Source organism: Klebsiella sp. GN_Kp190 (assembly GCF_040061795.1).
In the GTDB taxonomy this organism is placed as follows: domain Bacteria; phylum Pseudomonadota; class Gammaproteobacteria; order Enterobacterales; family Enterobacteriaceae; genus Klebsiella; species Klebsiella michiganensis.
Genome location: NZ_JBEAFN010000032.1, coordinates 16,119 through 35,912 on the forward strand (window position 1 = coordinate 16,119; position 19,794 = coordinate 35,912).

At 56.7% G+C, this 19,794-nt stretch carries 19 protein-coding genes; 10 read left to right on the forward strand and 9 right to left on the reverse strand.

The window, feature by feature from the left end; all coding sequences use genetic code 11:
- Nucleotides 1–14: 14 nt before the first annotated feature.
- Genes gsiB through gsiD form a run of 3 tightly spaced genes read left to right on the forward strand, consistent with a single transcriptional unit; the run spans nt 15 to nt 3,439 of the window.
- Nucleotides 15–1,553, forward strand: a complete 1,539-nt coding sequence (gene gsiB, locus ABLU67_RS20155) for a glutathione ABC transporter substrate-binding protein GsiB (protein WP_004849160.1) — start codon at nt 15–17, stop codon at nt 1,551–1,553.
- Between the two features lie 52 nt (nt 1,554–1,605).
- Nucleotides 1,606–2,526, forward strand: a complete 921-nt coding sequence (gsiC, locus tag ABLU67_RS20160; RefSeq protein WP_009653824.1) for a glutathione ABC transporter permease GsiC — start codon at nt 1,606–1,608, stop codon at nt 2,524–2,526.
- A 1-nt stretch (nt 2,527) separates the two neighbouring features.
- On the forward strand, nt 2,528–3,439 hold the full coding sequence (gsiD, locus tag ABLU67_RS20165) for a glutathione ABC transporter permease GsiD (RefSeq protein WP_009653837.1): 912 nt from the start codon (nt 2,528–2,530) through the stop codon (nt 3,437–3,439).
- Nucleotides 3,440–3,564: 125 nt separating this feature from the next.
- Here the strand turns inward: gsiD and rimO are convergent, their stop codons facing one another.
- Nucleotides 3,565–4,890, reverse strand: a complete 1,326-nt coding sequence (gene rimO, locus ABLU67_RS20170; RefSeq protein WP_064379229.1) for a 30S ribosomal protein S12 methylthiotransferase RimO — start codon at nt 4,888–4,890, stop codon at nt 3,565–3,567.
- Nucleotides 4,891–5,186: 296 nt separating this feature from the next.
- Between rimO and ABLU67_RS20175 the strand changes: the two genes are divergently transcribed.
- On the forward strand, nt 5,187–5,666 hold the full coding sequence (locus tag ABLU67_RS20175; protein ID WP_161506334.1) for a hypothetical protein: 480 nt from the start codon (nt 5,187–5,189) through the stop codon (nt 5,664–5,666).
- Between the two features lie 33 nt (nt 5,667–5,699).
- Here ABLU67_RS20175 and ABLU67_RS20180 read toward each other — a convergent pair whose 3' ends face one another.
- The gene (locus ABLU67_RS20180) at nt 5,700–6,941 is read right to left on the reverse strand and encodes an oligosaccharide MFS transporter (RefSeq protein WP_025108077.1); all 1,242 of its coding nucleotides are present in this window, start codon (nt 6,939–6,941) and stop codon (nt 5,700–5,702) included.
- Between the two features lie 379 nt (nt 6,942–7,320).
- On the opposite strand from ABLU67_RS20180, the gene bssR reads away from it, so the two are divergent.
- Nucleotides 7,321–7,704 (forward strand): biofilm formation regulator BssR, encoded by a 384-nt coding sequence (gene bssR, locus ABLU67_RS20185; RefSeq protein ID WP_004849210.1) that lies wholly within the window; start codon nt 7,321–7,323, stop codon nt 7,702–7,704.
- Between the two features lie 103 nt (nt 7,705–7,807).
- Nucleotides 7,808–8,923 carry a PQQ-dependent sugar dehydrogenase gene (locus ABLU67_RS20190; protein WP_025108076.1) on the forward strand — a complete coding sequence of 372 codons (1,116 nt, stop codon included), beginning with the start codon at nt 7,808–7,810 and terminating at the stop codon, nt 8,921–8,923.
- A gap of 2 nt (nt 8,924–8,925) precedes the next feature.
- Here the strand turns inward: ABLU67_RS20190 and ABLU67_RS20195 are convergent, their stop codons facing one another.
- Nucleotides 8,926–9,552: a glutathione S-transferase family protein gene (locus ABLU67_RS20195; RefSeq protein WP_014837893.1), complete on the reverse strand. Its 627-nt coding sequence runs from the start codon at nt 9,550–9,552 to the stop codon at nt 8,926–8,928.
- A 257-nt stretch (nt 9,553–9,809) separates the two neighbouring features.
- Here ABLU67_RS20195 and dacC point away from each other — a divergent pair, with 257 nt between their 5' ends.
- A complete protein-coding gene (dacC, locus tag ABLU67_RS20200) occupies nt 9,810–11,012 on the forward strand; it encodes a serine-type D-Ala-D-Ala carboxypeptidase (RefSeq protein ID WP_032721350.1) in 1,203 nt (400 codons plus the stop codon).
- Between the two features lie 28 nt (nt 11,013–11,040).
- Here dacC and deoR read toward each other — a convergent pair whose 3' ends face one another.
- Nucleotides 11,041–11,799: a DNA-binding transcriptional repressor DeoR gene (gene deoR, locus ABLU67_RS20205; protein ID WP_004849345.1), complete on the reverse strand. Its 759-nt coding sequence runs from the start codon at nt 11,797–11,799 to the stop codon at nt 11,041–11,043.
- Nucleotides 11,800–11,924: 125 nt separating this feature from the next.
- Nucleotides 11,925–12,518: an undecaprenyl-diphosphate phosphatase gene (gene ybjG, locus ABLU67_RS20210; RefSeq protein ID WP_265810310.1), complete on the reverse strand. Its 594-nt coding sequence runs from the start codon at nt 12,516–12,518 to the stop codon at nt 11,925–11,927.
- 318 nt (nt 12,519–12,836) lie between these two features.
- On the opposite strand from ybjG, the gene ABLU67_RS20215 reads away from it, so the two are divergent.
- Nucleotides 12,837–14,072: an MFS transporter gene (locus ABLU67_RS20215; protein WP_348852511.1), complete on the forward strand. Its 1,236-nt coding sequence runs from the start codon at nt 12,837–12,839 to the stop codon at nt 14,070–14,072.
- A 47-nt stretch (nt 14,073–14,119) separates the two neighbouring features.
- Here ABLU67_RS20215 and ABLU67_RS20220 read toward each other — a convergent pair whose 3' ends face one another.
- Nucleotides 14,120–14,935 (reverse strand): Cof-type HAD-IIB family hydrolase, encoded by an 816-nt coding sequence (locus tag ABLU67_RS20220; protein WP_047724207.1) that lies wholly within the window; start codon nt 14,933–14,935, stop codon nt 14,120–14,122.
- Nucleotides 14,935–16,137 (reverse strand): MFS transporter, encoded by a 1,203-nt coding sequence (locus ABLU67_RS20225; protein WP_014228591.1) that lies wholly within the window; start codon nt 16,135–16,137, stop codon nt 14,935–14,937. The genes ABLU67_RS20220 and ABLU67_RS20225 overlap by 1 nt, the downstream gene beginning before the upstream one ends.
- A gap of 182 nt (nt 16,138–16,319) precedes the next feature.
- On the opposite strand from ABLU67_RS20225, the gene ABLU67_RS20230 reads away from it, so the two are divergent.
- On the forward strand, nt 16,320–16,868 hold the full coding sequence (locus ABLU67_RS20230) for a TetR family transcriptional regulator (RefSeq protein WP_224266187.1): 549 nt from the start codon (nt 16,320–16,322) through the stop codon (nt 16,866–16,868).
- A gap of 158 nt (nt 16,869–17,026) precedes the next feature.
- Here ABLU67_RS20230 and ABLU67_RS20235 read toward each other — a convergent pair whose 3' ends face one another.
- Nucleotides 17,027–18,712, reverse strand: coding sequence for an aspartate:alanine antiporter (locus ABLU67_RS20235; RefSeq protein ID WP_004849356.1), 1,686 nt, complete (start codon nt 18,710–18,712; stop codon nt 17,027–17,029).
- 267 nt (nt 18,713–18,979) lie between these two features.
- On the opposite strand from ABLU67_RS20235, the gene ybjM reads away from it, so the two are divergent.
- The gene (gene ybjM / locus ABLU67_RS20240; RefSeq protein ID WP_004849358.1) at nt 18,980–19,363 is read left to right on the forward strand and encodes an inner membrane protein YbjM; all 384 of its coding nucleotides are present in this window, start codon (nt 18,980–18,982) and stop codon (nt 19,361–19,363) included.
- 6 nt (nt 19,364–19,369) lie between these two features.
- On the opposite strand, the gene ABLU67_RS20245 is transcribed toward ybjM, so the two are convergent.
- Entirely contained in the window at nt 19,370–19,633 is a 264-nt protein-coding gene (locus ABLU67_RS20245; RefSeq protein WP_004100567.1) for a GrxA family glutaredoxin, read from the reverse strand.
- Nucleotides 19,634–19,794: the final 161 nt, after the last annotated feature.

The following is a 19,794-nucleotide window of genomic DNA, read 5'->3' on the forward strand; positions in this document are numbered from 1 at the left end:
TTCAGGAGAACAACATGACTCAACGCGTTTCAGGCAAATGGCTGTTGGCGCTGGGCGTCGCTTCGGCGCTGACAGCGGCTCCGGCCTTTGCCGCAAAAGATGTGGTGGTGGCGGTCGGCTCTAACTTTACGACCCTCGACCCGTATGATGCTAACGACACGCTGTCGCAGGCCGTCGCGAAGTCCTTCTATCAGGGGCTGTTCGGCCTTGATAAAGAGATGAAATTGCAAAACGTGCTGGCGGAAAGCTATACCGTTTCCCCGGACGGCCTGGTGTATACCATTAAGCTACATCCGGGGGTGAAGTTCCAGGACGGAACCGAGTTTAATGCCGAAGCGGTTAAGGCCAACCTCGATCGCGCCAGCAATCCGGAAAATCATCTCAAGCGCTATAACCTGTATAAAAATATCGCCAGCACCGAGGCGGTTGACCCGACAACGGTGAAAATTACCCTCAAACAACCTTTCTCGGCGTTTATCAATATCCTGGCCCACCCGGCGACGGCGATGATTTCTCCGGCGGCGCTGAAGAAATATGGTAAAGAGATTGGTTTCCATCCGGTTGGCACCGGCCCGTACCAGCTCGACACCTGGAATCAGACCGACTTCGTTAAAGTGAAGAAGTTCGCCGGTTACTGGCAGCCGGGGCTGCCGAAGCTGGACTCCATCACCTGGCGTCCGGTCGTGGATAACAATACCCGCGCGGCGATGCTGCAGACCGGCGAAGCGCAGTTTGCGTTCCCGATCCCTTACGAGCAGGCGCCGCTGCTGGCGAAAAACAGCAAGCTGGAGCTGGTGGCCAGCCCGTCGATCATGCAGCGCTATATCAGCATGAACGTGACGCAGAAGCCGTTTGATAACCCGAAAGTGCGCGAGGCGATTAACTACGCCATTAACCGTCAGGCGCTGGTAAAAGTCGCCTTTGCGGGCTATGCCACCCCGGCGACCGGCGTGGTGCCGCCGTCAATTGCCTACGCTGAAAGCTACAGCGCCTGGCCGTACGATCCGGCGAAGGCCCGCGAGCTGCTGAAAGAGGCGGGCTATCCGAATGGATTTAGCACCACGCTGTGGTCGTCGCACAACCACAGCACGGCGCAGAAAGTGCTGCAATTTACCCAGCAGCAGCTGGCGCAGGTGGGCATTAAGGCGCAGCTGACGGCGATGGATGCGGGCCAGCGCGCGGCGGAAGTGGAAGGTAAGGGGCAGAAAGAGAGCGGCGTACGCATGTTCTATACCGGCTGGTCGGCGTCGACCGGAGAAGCGGACTGGGCGCTGTCGCCGCTGTTCGCGTCGCAGAACTGGCCGCCGACCTTGTTCAATACGGCTTTCTATAGCAATCCCCAGGTGGATAAAGACCTCAACGACGCGCTGAAAACCACCGATGCGCAGGAAAAAACGCGGCTGTATAAAGACGCGCAGGATACTATCTGGAAAGAGTCGCCGTGGGTGCCGCTGGTGGTAGAGAAACTGGTCTCGGCGCACAGTAAAAATCTGACCGGATTCTATATCCAGCCGGATACCGGATTTAGCTTTGAACAGGCGGATCTTAAATAGATAGCTGCGGGTCCCCGGGCGCAGGCTGCGGGGACTTCGCGCAAGGAGAAGCATGCTCAATTATGTGATTAAACGCCTGCTGGGGCTGATCCCCACGCTGCTGATTGTGGCGGTGCTGGTGTTTCTGTTCGTGCATATGCTGCCCGGGGACCCGGCGCGGCTGATTGCCGGACCGGAAGCCGATGCTCAGGTGGTGGGAATGGTGCGCCAGCAGCTGGGGCTCGATCGGCCGCTGCACGTGCAGTTCTGGCACTATATCAGCAATATTGTGCAGGGGGATTTCGGTACCTCGATGGCCTCGCGTCGCCCGGTAAGCAGCGAAATCGCCAGCCGTTTCATGCCCACGTTCTGGTTAACGCTCGCCAGCATGAGCTGGGCGGTGATCTTCGGTATGGCGGCGGGGATCGTGGCGGCAGTCTGGCGCAACCGCTGGCCGGATCGCCTGGGAATGGCGCTGGCGGTAACCGGCATCTCGTTCCCGGCGTTCGCGCTCGGCATGCTGCTGATGCAGGTCTTTTCCGTTGAGCTGGGCTGGCTGCCGACGGTGGGCGCCGACAGCTGGCGCCACTATATTCTGCCTTCGCTGACCCTGGGCGCGGCGGTAGCGGCGGTGATGGCGCGCTTTACCCGCGCCTCGTTCGTCGATGTCCTGCATGAAGATTACATGCGTACCGCGCGGGCGAAAGGCGTCAGCGAAACGCTGGTGGTGCTCAAGCACGGCCTGCGCAACGCGATGATCCCGGTGGTGACCATGATGGGGCTGCAGTTCGGTTTTTTGCTCGGCGGCTCAATCGTGGTGGAGAAGGTCTTTAACTGGCCAGGCCTCGGGCGTCTGCTGGTGGACTCGGTGGAGATGCGCGACTATCCGGTGATTCAGGCGGAAGTCCTCCTGTTTTCTCTGGAGTTTATTCTTATTAATTTAGTGGTGGACGTGCTGTATGCCGCCATTAATCCGGCTATCAGGTACAAGTAAGGTGCGATTGCTCAACTGGAGAAGACAAGCGGCTATCAACGCGATGCCGGGGATTAAACCCGGGCAGATACGTACCCCGTGGCACGAGTTCTGGCGGCGGTTTCGCGGTCAGCCGGTGGCGATGGGAGCGGGGGTATTTGTTCTGCTGCTGATTGCGGTGGCGATTGTGGCGCCGTGGATTGCGCCGTTCGACGCGGAAAACTATTTTGATTACGACCGGCTCAACGACGGACCGTCAATGATGCACTGGTTCGGCGTTGATTCGCTGGGGCGGGATATCTTTAGTCGGGTGCTGGTCGGCGCGCAGATCTCGCTGGCCGCCGGGGTACTGGCGGTATTCATCGGCGCGGCCATCGGCACCGTACTTGGGCTACTGGCCGGGTATTACGAAGGCTGGTGGGATCGCATCATTATGCGTATCTGCGACGTGCTGTTCGCTTTCCCGGGGATTTTGCTGGCAATTGCGGTCGTGGCGGTAATGGGGAGCGGGATGTCGAACGTCATCATCGCGGTGGCGATCTTTTCGATCCCGGCCTTTGCGCGTCTGGTGCGCGGCAATACCCTGGTGCTTAAGCAGCAGACCTTTATTGAGTCGGCGCGCAGCATCGGCGCCAGCGATGCTACCATCCTGTTTAATCATATATTGCCCGGAACGGTATCATCGATTGTGGTCTACTTTACGATGCGTATCGGGGTGTCGATTATCTCCGCTGCCAGCCTGTCATTTCTGGGGCTTGGCGCGCAGCCGCCGACGCCGGAGTGGGGGGCGATGCTCAACGAGGCGCGGGCGGATATGGTGATGGCGCCGCACGTGGCGCTGTTCCCGGCAATCGCGATTTTTCTGACGGTGCTGGCGTTTAACCTGCTGGGTGACGGCCTGCGCGATGCGCTGGATCCGAGGATAAAAGGGTAGCGTTCGAGGATTGTGCAGCCCGGACAGGTGTCCGGGAAAGCACACCGCACGTTAATCCTGTGCGGTTTTGTCGCCCGGATAAGGCGCGCGAGCGCCTTCATCCGGGATAGGTTAAGCGGGCGGAATTAAACCCGGCTGCCCCACAGATCGTATTCGTCGGCGTGTTCGACTTTCACCCGCACAATGTCGCCCGGTTTGACTTTACTCTCACCGTTCAGGTAGACCGCGCCGTCGATTTCCGGCGCATCGGCCATGCTGCGGCCAATTGCCCCTTCTTCATCCACTTCGTCGATCAGCACCATAATTTCACGACCGACTTTCTCCTGCAGGCGCTCGGCGGAGATCTGCTGCTGCAGCTGCATAAAGCGGTTCCAGCGCTCTTCTTTCACCTCTTCCGGCACCTGATCCGCCAGCTCGTTGGCGGTCGCGCCTTCCACCGGGCTGTACTTGAAGCAGCCGACGCGGTCGAGGCGAGCTTCTTTCAGGAAGTCGAGCAGCATCTGGAAATCGTCTTCCGTTTCACCCGGGAAGCCGACGATAAAGGTCGAGCGCAGGGTGAGTTCCGGGCAGACTTCGCGCCACTGCTTGATGCGCGCCAGCTGGCGGTCGGCGGAGCCCGGACGCTTCATCATCTTGAGAATACGCGGGCTGGCGTGCTGCAGCGGAATATCGAGGTAGGGCAGAATTTTGCCTTCCGCCATCAGCGGGATCACATCATCGACGTGCGGGTACGGATAGACGTAGTGCAGGCGCACCCAGATACCGAGCTTCGCCAGCTCTTCGCACAGGCTAACCATACTGGTTTTGACCGGCATACCGTTGTGGAAACCGCTGCGATGTTTGACATCAACGCCGTAGGCGGAGGTGTCCTGAGAGATCACCAGCAGCTCTTTGACGCCGGCGTCGGCCAGGCGTTTGGCTTCCGCCAGCACTTCGCCAATCGGACGGCTGACCAGATCGCCGCGCATTGACGGGATGATGCAGAAGGTGCAGCGATGGTTGCAGCCTTCGGAAATTTTTAAGTAAGCGTAATGACGCGGCGTCAGCTTCACGCCCTGTTCCGGCACCAGGCTGAGGAACGGGTTGTGTTTAGGCTTCGGCGCGTAGTGGTGGACGTGTTCCAGCACCTGTTCATAGCTGTGCGGGCCGGTAATTTCCAGCACCTTCGGATGCACTTCGCGGATCTGATCTTCTTTTGCGCCCAGGCAGCCGGTGACGATCACTTTGCCGTTTTCTTTCAACGCTTCGCCAATCGCTTCCAGCGACTCCTGCACGGCGCTATCGATAAAGCCGCAGGTGTTAACGATAACCATATCAGCGTTATCGTAGGAGGGAACCACGTCATATCCTTCGGTACGCAGTTCAGTCAGGATACGTTCTGAGTCCACGAGGTTTTTCGGGCAGCCCAGAGAGACAAAGCCGATCTTCGGCTGAGGGGTGACATTGCTCATAGCTTAAAAAGTGTTCAATTATTGGGATGGTCAGGGCAGGGATTCTACAGAGATCGGCGGAAAGTTTATACTCCTTTTCTTGTTAGCCTGGCGATGTCCGTGTTTCTTTTTATCGGGATGATTATCCAGATTGTTAATCAAAATAAGGGAGTTATTCACCTTTTATCTTGCAACCCGGGGAAGTCGGTTTAGATCTGGTTTAACCTGAAGCGGTAAAATAGCCGCTGCTTTCAGTCTTTATTTTTATCAGGTTTCCCATGTTTAAAAAGTTGGGTGGTTTCGTCTGCGCGCTGGCCATGATTGGCGCGACGCCCGTTTATGCCAACGAGATGGCGTTATATTCGGTCAATACCGGTTCCTTTGTTTACCACATGACCGGCAATCACGGTCAATATAACGAAAAATTCAATAACCAATTTTTTTCCGTTGAGCGCAAGCTGTCAGCGGATTCAAAGTACAGCCTGTTGGCCGGCACCATGAAGAATAGCTTTGCCGACCGCTGCCTCTCTTTAGGGGCGAGGAGAGACTGGTACGCGGGGGCAAGCGGCTGGACGTTCAAGGGCGTCTATGCCTATACCGGCGAGTTTTTCTTTAAAGCCTTTCGCGATTGCGGGGATTCAGGCACCTATCGAACGGCGAAGAAAATCACCGGCGTCGGTTTCTCTCCCTATATTTATCATGGCCTGCAGTACAATTTTACCGATTATTTCGGCGTGGAAACGGGCATTATCGTCCCGGCCATATTTGTGATGAGCGTGCAGTGGAGCTTCCGCTAATTTGCCCGAAAAAGGCTTCCGGGCGAATTTTGATTAATGGCTTTGCGCAACGCCAGCGCCTGGCGCAGCCCCCGGCGCGGTCGGTTCTCTATTGTCGCGCAGCGTAAATACCGAGATCAGCGTAAACAGCCCGGCAATGCCGCCCAGAATATAATAGGTATGCGCGAAGCCGATGGTGTCGTACAAATACCCGGCCAGCGGCGAGTAAATCGCGGTGGCGATGGAGGCGACGAACAGCACCAGCAGGTAGACCGTCGAGGAGAGCTTGTTGTCGAAGTTGGCGGCGATAAATTTAAACACCGACACCAGAATCAGCGGTTTTTCCAGCGCATGCATCATTTTGACCGCGCCGATCCACACCGGGCCCAGCGGAATCGCGGAGCCGACGATACGCACCGACATGATCAGTCCGGCGATGATCAGCGCCCATTTCGCGCCGGTGCGGTTTACGAACCACGGCATCAGGCATAAAAACAGCGTCTCGCCGCATACCTGAATGGAGGCCAAAATGCCGTACCAGCGATTGCCTTCTTCCGGCGTCGGGAACTGCAGAGAAAAGTACTGGGCAAACTGCTGATCGTAGGTGTCGTAGATTTGCGTGACGAACAGGGTAAAGACCAGCAGCATCCAGAACTGGCCGTTCTTCGCCAGCTCCAGGGCATGCGAAACTTTCAGCGCGCTGGTTTTCTGCATTTCCGCTTCGGTCAGCTCGATTTTGGTCAGCATAAAACAGAGCGCGGCAATCACAATGGCGATACTCGCCAGCCAGAAGGCGAGGTTCGGATTGCTGTCGATATACTTGCCGACGATCCACGCGGCGGCGGCCCAGCCTAACGATCCCCACATTCTTACCCGGCCATATTCGAACTGGTAGCGCCGCGAAATTTTATCAATATACGAATCAATCACCCCGCAGCCGGAGTTAAAAATTATTCCCAGGTATACTCCGCCAAGCAGCGCACCCAACCAGAAGCTGTGCACCAGCAGCGGCGCGTACAAATAAATAAAGAACGGGCCTACCGGTAGCAGCATGGCGACCAGGATCCAGATCAGCCGCTTTTTCAGGCCGAACTTATCGGAAATAAAGCCGAAGAAGGGCTGCATCAGCAGGGCAATAAAGGCGTTGACCGAGTAGAGCAGGCCGGTTTTCGTTGCGCTAATCCCGAGGTGCTGAGTCGTCCAGATCACAAAGAACGCCATGGTCGAGGACCAGGCGAAGAGATAGAGGAAATCGAAAAGACTCAACAAGATATAGTTTCTTTTGCCGGGCGTCATCATTTCAGTTCCTTCAAGCGATAGAGATAAAGGTTACAAACAGGATCGATATGCCTGCCGTTCTTATTGAATGTTATACGTAATACATTTTATTTGATGATATGACACCCGGCGGCATTTTCTGGCAACGTGAATTGCGCTAATTTGTGATCATTACTGCAATAAATGATTTTATATCCCAGGGTTGGAATTTTTACTTTTATGAGAACGTATGACATTTTTGGCTTTCAGGAGATGATGTCGCAGGTGGGGATTTTAAGCTTCGTTGTAACATTGTAAAGGATGTTAATGACCTGAGAATTATTGATCTGCCTCATCGTTTTGTACAAAAAATGACCATATTATGATTGTGGTAAAGGACGACAGAGGAGGAACCGCGATGAGCGTTGACAGACTATATCGTAACCTGATGAATAAGCTGATTAATGCCAACATTGATCTCGATGCTTATTTACAGCTGCGTAAAGCAAAAGGCTATATGTCAGTCAGCGAAAACGACCATCTACGTGATAACTTGTTTGAACTGTGCCATGAAATGCGTCAACACGCGCCGCGCCTGCAGCACGTCGTTGCGCCGGAGGAAAAGGATGCCCTGCGGCTGGCGGGCGAAGCCGTCGCTTCCGCGGCGGTGTGCCTGCTGAGCGGACATCATGACTGCCCGTCCTACATCGCTGTCGACGTAGATAAGCTGGAAAGCTGCCTGGCGGTATTGCGGCTAAATATTCATAAATTGAATGATTCCAAGCCCATTACTCATGCCTGAGATCGGGGGGAGCCTGCTCCCCCCGATTAATGTTATGTAAAAATCCCTTCCCGTTTTCCCACGCTGGCTACCCTTATCGCATTGCTGACAAAAGGAGTATGCCATGCGCCAGACCATTACCCTGATGATAGCCCTTACCGCACTGTTGCTGCCTGCGGCTGCCCTTGCCGCCCGGGAGCGCGTAGAGGTGCTGCAGAACCAGCTTGAACACCCGTGGGCGCTGGCCTTTCTTCCGGACGATCGGGGCATTCTGATGACCCTGCGCGGCGGTGAGCTCCGGCTGTGGCAGCGGGAAAAAGGCCTCGCGCCTGCGATTTCGGGCGTACCGCAGGTCTGGGCCAACGGGCAGGGGGGGCTGCTTGACGTGGCGCTGGCCCCGGATTTCGCCCAGTCGCGCCGGGTCTGGCTAAGCTACGCCGAAGGCGGGAGTGACGACAAGGCCGGGACCGCCGTAGGCTACGGCCGACTGAGCGAGGATCTCCAGCGCCTGGAAAACTTCCAGGTGGTTTTCCGCCAGCAGCCGAAGCTCTCAACCGGCAACCATTTTGGCGGGCGGCTGGTGTTCGACGGCCGCGGTTATTTGTTTATCGGTCTCGGGGAGAATAACCAGCGTTCGACCGCTCAGGATCTCGATAAGCTGCAGGGAAAAGTGGTGCGGCTAACGGCTGATGGCAAGGTCCCGGACGATAATCCTTTTGTCGGCCAGGCTGGCGTCAGGCCGGAAATCTGGTCTTACGGTATTCGCAACCCCCAGGGGATGGCGATGAACCCGTGGAGCGATACGCTGTGGTTAAATGAACACGGCCCGCGCGGCGGGGATGAGATCAACCTGGTGCAAAAAGGGAAAAACTACGGCTGGCCGCTGGCGACGCACGGCATTAACTATAGCGGCCTGCCGATCCCGGAGGCCAAAGGCAAAACGCTGGAGGGAACCGAAGCGCCGCTGTTTGTCTGGGCGAAGTCGCCAGCGGTGAGCGGTATGGCGTTTTACAACGCCCCGACCTTCCCGCAGTGGCAGCACAGGCTCTTTATCGGCGCGCTGAAGGATACGTCGCTGATTGTCCTCAAGGTTGACGGCAATAAGGTGACGGAACAGGAGCGGATTCTGGGCGATCGCGGTAAACGTATCCGCGATGTGCGCGTTGGACCCGATGGCTATCTGTATGTCTTAACCGACGAATCCAACGGCGAGCTGCTGAGGGTGAGCCCGGCGGGCTAATATCAGGTGACCGGGATCATCACCACGTTGCGCCAGGCCTGGCGCTGGTTAATCTGCTGATACCAGCGCTGCAGGTGCGGGCGCGGTTGCCAGGTTTTCACGGTCTCCAGCAGGTTATAAATGAACGGCGCGACGGCGATGTCGCCGAGGCCGAAGGCGTCGCCTGATAGCCACTGACGGCGCGACAGTTCGTCATCGAGAATGGCGAACAGGGTCTCGCAGGTGGCAATACCGGCTTCAATCGCGGCGGGGTCGCGTTTTTCCGGCGGGGTTCTCACCAGCCCCATTAAAATCGGCCGATGGGCCGGCGAGAGCGAACCGTTGGCCCAGTCCATCCATTTCTCTCCCTGAGCGCGTTCGGCGGGCGACTCCACCCACAGGCGATCCTGACCATACTGCGCGGCCAGATAGCGGATAATGGTGTTTGATTCCCAGAGCACGATATCGGTCGTCTCATCTTTCAATAGCGGTACCAGCCCATTGGGATTCATGGCCAGATAGGCCGGATCGTGATTCAGACCGAACTCCAGGCCTGCCAGAATTTGCTGATACGGGAGGTCGAGTTCTTCCAGCACCCAGCGCACTTTCTTCACATTGGTCGAGTTATTTCTGCCCCACAGCGTAATCATATCCGCTCCTGCTTTTTATTTCGCCGCCGTTGCGGCGTAGTGAGCATTCATGTTGGAATAAAGTTAATATTTAGGCAACCGCGATCAAAAAAATTGCGCTGTTTGCAGCACCGGGCGAGGTTATTGCGTAAACTTTAAAAACTTTACCAACTCGCTGTTTCTTTAAGGTCATTTGTACGCTTTACTCACCGGCTGCTGCGGCGCGGAACGAGTGTGGCGGCATATTTTTGTTTGGAAAGGATACTTGGGTGGCTCTTATGACGCATGATGCTTTTTCCCTTCGCGGCCTCGCGGCAGGCTGCGCGCTTTTACTTCTCGTTGCGCCTGCGGTGCAGGCTGCGGAACAACTCCCCGATGCGCCATCCATTGACGCGCGAGCCTGGATCCTGATGGACTATGCCAGCGGCAAAGTGCTCAGCGAAGGCAATGCCGACGAAAAACTCGACCCGGCGAGCCTGACCAAAATCATGACCAGCTACGTTGTCGGCCAGGCGTTAAAGGCGGGTAAGATTAAGTCTACAGATATGGTGACCATCGGACGCGATGCGTGGGCCACCGGTAACCCGGCGCTGCGCGGCTCTTCGGTGATGTTCCTCAAGCCGGGGATGCAGGTGTCGGTAGAAGATCTTAACAAGGGCGTCATCATTCAGTCCGGCAACGACGCCAGCATCGCGATAGCCGACTACGTGGCGGGCAGCCAGGACGCGTTTGTCAGCCTGATGAACGGCTATGCGCAGAAAATGGGCCTGACCAATACCACCTTTATGACCGTGCACGGTCTGGACGCGCCGGGTCAGTTCAGTACCGCACGCGATATGGCGCTGCTCACCAAAGCGATGATCCATGACGTGCCGGAAGAGTATGCGATCCATAAAGAAAAAGAGTTCACCTTCAACAAAATCCGCCAGCCGAACCGCAACCGCCTGCTGTGGAGCACGAACCTCAACGCTGACGGGGTGAAAACCGGGACCACCGCCGGAGCGGGCTACAATCTGGTTTCTTCCGCGACGCAAAACGATATGCGCCTGATTGCCGTCGTGCTCGGCACCAAAACTGACCGTATCCGTTTTAACGAATCAGAAAAACTGCTGACCTGGGGATTCCGCTTCTATGAAACCGTGACGCCGATTAAACCCGATGCCACCTTCATTACCCAGCGCGTCTGGTTTGGCGATAGCAGTGAAGCGAAGCTGGGGGCGGGCGAGGCGGGTTCCATCACGCTGCCGAAAGGCCAGCTGAAAAACCTCAAGGCCAGCTACACCCTGAACGATACGCAGCTGACCGCGCCGCTGACCAAAGGGCAGGTTGTCGGCACCATCGACTTTAAACTGAATGATAAAACCATTGAGCAGCGGCCGCTGATTGTGATGGAAGCGGTAAACGAAGGCGGTTTCTTTAGCCGGATGATCGATTTCGTGCTGATGAAACTGCACGGCTGGTTCGGCGGTTGGTTCTCTTAAAATGCAGGCCGCGCCCTGCGGGGCGCGGTTAGTAAAGCAGTGAAATTTGTTTTTCCTTCGCCAGCGCGAGCAGATCGTCATCCGGACACACGTCGCTGGCTATTACGTCAAACTGCGATAAATCCCCCATCCGCGCCGGCCGGACTTTGCCGAATTTACTGTGATCGACAACCAGCACGTGGTAGCGAGCGCTTTTCATCGCCCAGTGTTTGACCGGCAGCTCTTCCAGGTTAAAACAGGTCGCGCCCTGCTCGCAATCGACGCCCGCGGCGGAATAAAACGCGATGTCCGGGCACAGATGGCTCAGCGTATCCTGCAGGCTTAGCGGTTTAAAAATGGCGTTGCTGGCGTGGAACTCGCCGCCGCACAAAATTGCGCGGCACTGGGGCTTTTCCTGTAAGGAAAGAAAGGTATTGAGCGAATAGCAGACGCCGGTAAAGGGCAGGGCGCTATCGATGGCGTCGATGATCCACGGCGTGGTGGTCCCGCAGTCAAAAAAGGCCATCTGGTGGGGCTCAAGCAGCTTTGCCGCATGGCGGGCTGCGCGGCGTTTTTCATCCACAAGGCGCGTTTTCTGATCGCTCAGCAGATAGTGCGTTGCGCTGCGCGGCTCCAGAACGATATAGCCGCCCAGCAACACGACCGGACCGCTGTGGCCGTTGAGGTCGCGACGAATGGTCATCTCTGACACGCCAAGCAGGGTGGCCGCTTCTTTTAGATGGAGTTTATCACTGCGCTTGAGTGCCTGAATAAGCTGGCTGATGCGTTCGTCACGACGAGTTTCCATATTCCCTCTAAGCTGAAAGCGCCCTGCATTGACAGGGCGTCAGCGGCGATTTTACCTGCCGGAAGAGGCTTAGTCACGCGCAGGAATCGGGCGCTGCCGCAACTTTACCGGCTGGTCAGGAACGTCTATTCGCGCACCCAGCCTTTGCGAATCGGCAGCGAAAAGAACAGGCGGTACAGCCGCTGCAGATGCTGATAGAGGGTTTGTCCGCCGCTTTGCCACAGCAGTTGGGCGCTAAGGCAGGCGATCATCGCGGTGAGCAGCCCGCCCAGCATGTCCATCGGCCAGTGAACGCCGAGATAGACCCGGGACCAGGCAATCGCGCAGGCAACGGCGATAAGCAGCGCGCCCGACCACAGGCGGTGCCAGAACATAAAGGCCAGCGCAAAGGTAAAGCAAATAGTACCGTGATTGCTTGGGAAGGAGTTATTGGGTGAATGATGCAGGAAGTTATAGCCCACACCGGCGGCAAACGGACGTTCATGCGGAAAAAACACGCCGAATATCCATGAAAGCGTGAGGCTAATCGCGAGCGCCATCATCACCTTAAATACTAGCTGACGCTGGTTTGGCCCCCAAAGCCATAAGGCGAACACCAATAATGGCACAATAATAATCAGGTCTTTGGCGATAAACGTCGCGATTTCAATTGCCCACCACGGCGACGCGGGGGTGGCATTGAGGAATGCAAACAGCGAGTAGTTAATATTTTCCAGCATACATCCAGGCTCTTGGGTCCGTTAGCAACAAGCCGCCCACCTTAAAAAACGGTGGCGATAAGGTAAAGCAGTATTGTCTTAATTATCAGTTTGTTATGAATGAAAGTGCGTATGTGGCTTCGTTAACAGACTGAGTAAAGGAGTATATAGCCTGTAATCTAATTGAAACATAAACGAAATATATACAGTGGGATTTTCATTCGGTGATGGCGACGCGGTCTCTGCGTGGCGATATTTCTCTTCATCGCTCACAATTCACTATCTCCCCGGCACGACTTTCATTAAACTTTGCGCGGTTTTATTTAAATAAGAGATTTCATGCACAATTCTTCGCTTTCAGGCAAACGCCTCGGACGTCAGGCGCTGCTCTTTCCGCTGTGCCTGGTGTTATACGAATTCGCCACCTATATCGGCAATGACATGATCCAGCCGGGTATGCTCTCGGTGGTGGAAGAGTTTGGCGTGGGCAATGAGTGGGTTCCGACCTCAATGACCGCCTATCTGGCAGGCGGTATGTTTTTGCAGTGGCTGCTGGGGCCGCTTTCGGATCGCATCGGCCGCCGTCCGGTCATGCTGACCGGGGTGGTATGGTTTATCGTGACCTGCCTGGCGACGCTGCTGGCGCAGACGATTGAGCAGTTCACGCTGCTGCGCTTTTTGCAGGGCATCAGCCTGTGCTTTATCGGCGCGGTTGGCTATGCGGCGATACAGGAGTCTTTTGAAGAGGCGGTGTGCATCAAGATCACGGCGCTGATGGCCAACGTCGCGCTGATTGCGCCGCTGCTTGGGCCGCTGGTGGGCGCGGCCTGGGTTCATCTCCTGCCGTGGGAGATGATGTTTGTCCTGTTTGCCGTGCTGGCCGCTATCGCCTTTTTTGGGCTACAGAAGGCGATGCCGGAAACCGCCCCCCGCATGGGCGAGAAGCTATCGGTTAAAGAGCTGGGGCGTGATTATCGTGAGGTGCTGAAAAACCTGCGCTTTGTCGCCGGCGCGCTGGCCACCGGCTTTGTCAGCCTGCCGCTGCTGGCGTGGATTGCCCAATCGCCGGTGATCATCATCAGCGGCGAGCAGGCGACCAGCTACGAGTATGGTCTGCTGCAGGTGCCGATATTTGGCGCGCTGATTGCCGGTAACCTGGTGCTGGCGCGCCAGACTTCCCGCAAGACGGTGCGTTCGCTGATTATTCTCGGCGGCTGGCCAATTATGATCGGCCTGCTGATCTCCGCCGTCGCGACGGTGGCGTCAACCCACGCGTATCTGTGGATGACCGCCGGGCTGAGCGTTTACGCCTTCGGGATTGGGCTCGCTAACGCCGGGCTGGTACGCCTGACGCTGTTTGCCAGCGAGATGAGCAAAGGAACGGTGTCGGCGGCGATGGGGATGCTGCAAATGCTGATCTTTACCGTGGGTATCGAAGTGAGCAAGCACGCCTATGAGGCTGGCGGCAGCGGACTCTTCAGCTTGCTCAACCTGCTGAGTGGGGTGCTCTGGCTGGCGATGACGGTCTACTTCCTGAAGGATAAACGCGTAGGCAGCTCCCTCGAACCGCAGTAATCTTCAGATGCCCTGCTGCGACGTTACGCGCCGCAGCAGGCGCGGCCTCAGGCGAACGGCGCTTCGCGATTAAGCACTTTATCAATAATATGCAGCACGCCTTCTTCGTTATTGTGCGGCGCGCGGTAGCCGGCGACGGCCTTCACCGGCGCGGCGGCGTTGGCCATGGCGAAACCGAAGCCGGCATGCTGCAGCATTTCGATATCGTTGCCGCTATCGCCAAACGCCACCACTTCATGGTTCTCGATCCCCCAGCGTTCCTGCAGGATGCGCAGTCCGTTGGCTTTATGCACGCCGGGAATAATCAGGTCAATGCTGCCGTAGCCGGTAGCGACCGCGGTCACCATATCGCCAAGCGCAGCGTGCAGCTTCGGCTGTATCTGCGGGATCAGCTGGTCCGGGACGTTGAGACCGAACTTCAGAATCTCATCATCAGCAATATGATTAAAATCGTCGACCAGTTCGAGGCGATGATAGTACTTCGCCGCGACCGCTTTCAGCTCATCATTATACTGGTTGAGGGTATAAGCGCTGCGCTTACCGCAGGCGATGATTTCAATGTTGGTCAGCGTCTGGAGATGGTCGATAACAGTATTGAAATGCTCCTGCGGCATCCGGCAGTTAAACACGTCCTCGCCGGCGCTGACCACCCAGCCGCCGTTTTCGGCGACAAAGGCGATCTCATGGGCAACCTCGGGGAAGAAGGAGATAAGCTGGTAATACTGGTTGCCGCTGGCAACGACGAAGCGGATGCCCTGCTCGCGCATCCGTTGATACTGGGCGAGGAAGCGCTGACGGTTATAGGTTTTGGCATCGCTCAGAAAGGTGCCGTCCATGTCTACCGCAATCAATTTGATGCTCATTAACTGTTCTCCATCACGGGTTCAGATTGTGGCTTCGCTACCGCGCGGGCGACGATGGCCGCGACCAGCACGAGTGCCAGCACCACCATCATGGCGCTGCGCAGGCCGAAGTGTTCGCCGAGAAAGCCCAGCAGTGGCGGCCCGACGAGGAAGGCGAGGTAGCCGGTAATCGCCACCACGCTGACGCGCTTCGGCGCATCGGGGCCGGTGTCGCTGGCGGCAGAAATGGTCAGCGGGAAGCCCAGCGACGCGCCGAGGCCCCATAATAGTACGGAGAGTCCGGCGACCCACGGGTTATCGACGAAAATAATCAGGCCAATGCCCAGGGCGCCCATTACCGCGCTGGCGCGAACTACCGTCACCCGGCTGTAGCGGTCAATAAACCAGCCGCCGGTAAAGCGGCCAAGGGTCATGCCGAGGGTGAAGCCTGCGTAAATCAGCGAGCCGGAGGTTGGGCTGAAGCCGTGGCCGTCAACCATCAGCAGCGGCAGCCAGTCGTTGGCGGAGCCTTCAGCAAAGGCCATGGCCAGGACGATCGCGCCAATCAGCAGCAGTTGGGCATCGCGCCATATCGGCAGGCCTTTGCCTTCATGGCGCGCCGCTTCCGCCGCATTTTTGCCGGTACCTTCAGGGATCGCGCGAATGGCGATAGCAATGGGGGCGACGGCCACCAGCGCCGCCAGCAGGATGTGCGGCGCGGCGGGCAGGCCGAAGCCGGTTACCGCCATACCAATCCCGGCGCCGACGAGCGTACCGAAGCTGTAGAAACCATGCATCATCGGCAGGACGGTTTTATTCATCTCACGTTCAACGGCGGCGCCTTCGACGTTAATGGCCACTTCCGCGGAGCCAAAGCTGGCGCCGAAGATGGCTAAGCCGATAGCAAACAGCACCGCTGAGGTAAACCATAGCGCGGCGCTGAGCACCAGCATGCCGACCACCGCGCAGGACATGGTGGCGCGAATCACTTTCCGGGTGCCGAATCGATTGACCAGCCACGCTGAGCAGAGGATGCCGCTCATCGAACCTATTGATAGTCCAAATAATACAATCCCCATTTCCGCCGTCGATAGCGCGAGCAGATCGCGAATCGCCGGCGTGCGGGTCGCCCATGAAGCCATGAGTAATCCGGGGATAAAAAAGAACATGAAGAGCGCCCACAGCCTTAGCTGAAGGGCTCTGCGGGAGGTTTGCGCTGTCATCCGTAAATGCCCGAGAGTGAAGAGATGCAGACAACAGTAGCAAGGTTGTGTACATTTGTACATCCAGGCAGGCTGCCGCGGAATGCTTTTTTATTGACCTCTATGATTCGATTCAGCCTGAGGCATATTTGACGCCTACGCCGTGGGATTCAGCATCTGTTTAAATGAAAGAGGAAAAGGGGATGGCCCGTCGACCAAACGACCCGCAGCGGCGGGAGCGGATTTTGCAGGCGACGCTGGACACGATCGCGATACACGGTATCCACGCGGTCACGCACCGGAAAATCGCCACCTGCGCGGGCGTGCCGCTGGGCTCGCTGACCTACTATTTCAGCGGCATTGAGGCGCTGGTCGAAGAGGCGTTCAGCCTGTTCACCGGCCAGATGTCGGCGCAGTATCAGCAGTTTTTTGCCGATGTGCATAGCCGTGAAGAGGCCTGTGACGCCATTGCGGAGCTGATTTTTAGCGCCCAGGTGACCACCGCGCGCAATATGGAGCTGATGTATCAGCTGTATGCTTTTTGCAGCAGCCAGCCGAATTTAAAAGCGGTCATGCAGAACTGGATGCTGCGCAGCCAGCGGACTCTTGAGCAGTGGTTTGAACCGGCAACGGCCCGCGGGCTTGACGCCTTTATCGAGGGGATGACGCTGCACTTCGTGACCGACAGAGCGCCGCTATCGAGAGAAGCGATTCGACTGATGGTAGACCGGCTGGCGGGAGCGGGAGCGTGAGCGGGGCGCAGAAAACAAAAAACCCATCAACCTTGAACCTAAGTGGCGGGGTTGATGGGCTCCACAAAATGGGGACATCAAAGAAAAGCAGTGGCACTACTTATGACTGATGCCAGCAAAAAAAGTTCTGCGTATGCGCGTTTTTTTTCTTAAAAAATTCACTGTAGCCCCGGCCAGATGATGACAATCAGCGTACCTGCCAGGGTTAACAACACGTTAGCGATGGCGTAGGTCCCCGCGTATCCCAGCGCAGGAATATTGCTGCGCGCGGTATCGCTGATGATTTCCATCGCCGGCGCGCAGGTACGGGCCCCCATCATGGCGCCGAAGAGCATCGCCCGGTTCATGCGCAGCACGTACGCGCCGAACAGGAAGCAGATAACCACCGGCACCAGGCTGACGATAAGGCCCGCCGCCAGCATTTGACCGCCGACGGCGCCGAGGCCGTTATTTATGCCGGCGCCCGCGCTGAGCCCCACGCCTGCCATAAACACCATCAGGCCGAACTCCTTCACCATATTCAGCGCTCCCTGCGGAATGTAGCCAAACGTCGGATGGTTGGCGCGCAGGAAACCGAGCATAATGCCGGCAAACAGCAGACCGGCGGCGTTACCGATGCCGAAGCTGAACGAGCTGAACTGGAAGGTGATCATGCCGATCATCAGGCCAACGATAAAGAAGGCGCAGAAGGCGAGCAGGTCGGTCACCTGGCTGTGGATGGAGATAAAGCCGATACGATCCGCGACGGTTTTAACGCGACGCGCGTCGCCGCTGACCTGCAGCACATCGCCCTTGTTGAGCACCACGTTATCGTCGATAGGCATTTCGATCTGGCTGCGGATAACGCGGTTTAAGAAGCAGCCGTGATCGGTCAGCTTCAGCTGCGCCAGGCGACGGCCGACGGCATTGTGGTTTTTGACCACGATCTCTTCGGTGACGATGCGCATATCGAGCAGATCGCGGTCGAAGACCTCTTTGCCGTTACGGAAGCTTGGGTCGAGGCGGGCATGGGCATCCGGGTAACCTACCAGGGCGATATCATCGCCCATCTGCAGCACCGCATCGCCGTCCGGGTTCGCGAGAATGCCGTTGCGGCGGATGCGCTCAATGTAGCAGCCGGTCTGGCGGTAAATGCCCAGCTCGCGCAGGTTTTTACCATCAGCCCACGCCACCAGCTCCGGACCGACGCGGTAGGCGCGGATCACCGGCAGATAGACCTTGCGCCGGGAGTCGGTATCGAGGCCGCGCTCGCGGGCGATTTGCTGGGCGCTGGTTTGCAAATCCTGATGCTGCAGCTTCGGCATATAGCGGGCGCCGACGATCAGGCTGACCAGGCCAATCAGGTAGGTCAGCGCATAGCCGAGGCTCAGATGATCGAGCGAGAGGGCGAGCTGGTCGCTGGGCATGCCGAAGTGCCGTAGCGTATCCCCGGCGCCCACCAGCACGGGCGTGGAGGTCATGGCGCCGGCGAGCATCCCGGCCGTCAGGCCGATATCCCAGCCGAAGAGCTTACCCAGCCCCATGGCGATCAGCATCGCGCTGCCGACCATCACCAGCGCGAGCATCAGATAATTTTTGCCGTCGCGAAAAAAAATAGAAAAAAAGTTGGGCCCCGCTTCCACGCCGACGCAGAAAATAAACAGCATAAAGCCGAGATTGAGGGCATCAGTGTTAATACTGAAATGCTGTTGCCCTAATAATAGGGAAACCACTAAAACGCCAATGGAATTACCAAGTTGTACCGACCCGAGACGCAGTTTCCCGAGGCAGAGTCCTAATGCAAGCACAACGAACAATAACAGGATGTAATTCCCGTTTAACAAATCTGCGACGTTTATATTCACGAAAGCCAACTTCTCATTTACTAGTAAGTTGTTGAAGGAAATGGTTATTTGGTCTAAGGTTGGTCCAGTGTTCGCGTTGTCCCGAACGCTATTCTGGCATCCCGTTATAACCAGCAAAATATAGTCGACAGTTTAATCTTTCCTGGAGGCTGCGGCTAGTAACAATCGTGTTTACATTGACGGGATCTTTTATTGGCATGGATTGCCAGAATCTTTATCTGACTGGGCGAAGTGGAAGTTGGTTAGAGGCAAAATCAGGAGGATGTCGTGAAATCTGAGCGTGCTTGGGCCGGTATTATCTGTGGGTTCTTTCTATTTATCGTGGTTTGTTTATCACTACTGTTACATATGAAAGGCGCCTTTCGGGCTACCGGTCACCCTGAGCTCGGGCTGCTGTTCTTTTTGCTCCCCGGTGCGGCGGCAAGCTGCCTCTCTCCCGGGCAGCGGGTACTGCGTCCGCTTATCGGCGCGATGCTGGCTGCACCTGTCTGTCTGGTGGTTATGCGGCTTTTCTTTGTGACCGAGCGTTCTTTCTGGCAGGAACTGGCGTGGCTGTTTAGCGCGGTGTTCTGGTGCGCGCTGGGCGCGCTGTGCTTTTTGTTTATTTGCGCCTGGCTTGATACCAGACGCAGGCACTCGTCAGAGGAGTGAGCCGTCTCAGGCGAACAGGCCGAGATTCTCTTTCGCCCAGGCTTCAAAGTCAGTACAGCCGCCAATGTGCTTCTGATCGACAAAAATCTGCGGTACGGTTTCAACCGGTTTACCCACAGTTTTTTCCAGGTCGGCTTTGCTGATGCCTTCTGCGTGAATATCAATATAGCGATAGTTAAAATCATCACGCTCGTTGCTCAGTTTTTCCGCCAGCTCTTTGGCGCGAACGCAATAGGGGCAGCCTGGACGACCAAAAATTACCGTAAACATAGTCCTTCTCCTTAAACCTCAGCCGGATGGCGAATGCCGCGTATCATGCCGCGTTATGTCGAGGAGGGAAAGAAGGTTCTGCCTTTTGCTTCGATGGCTTAAGGCTATGTTTGGTAAATATTCTGCTGATGAAACCGCTATACTCCCCTGATACGCGACCG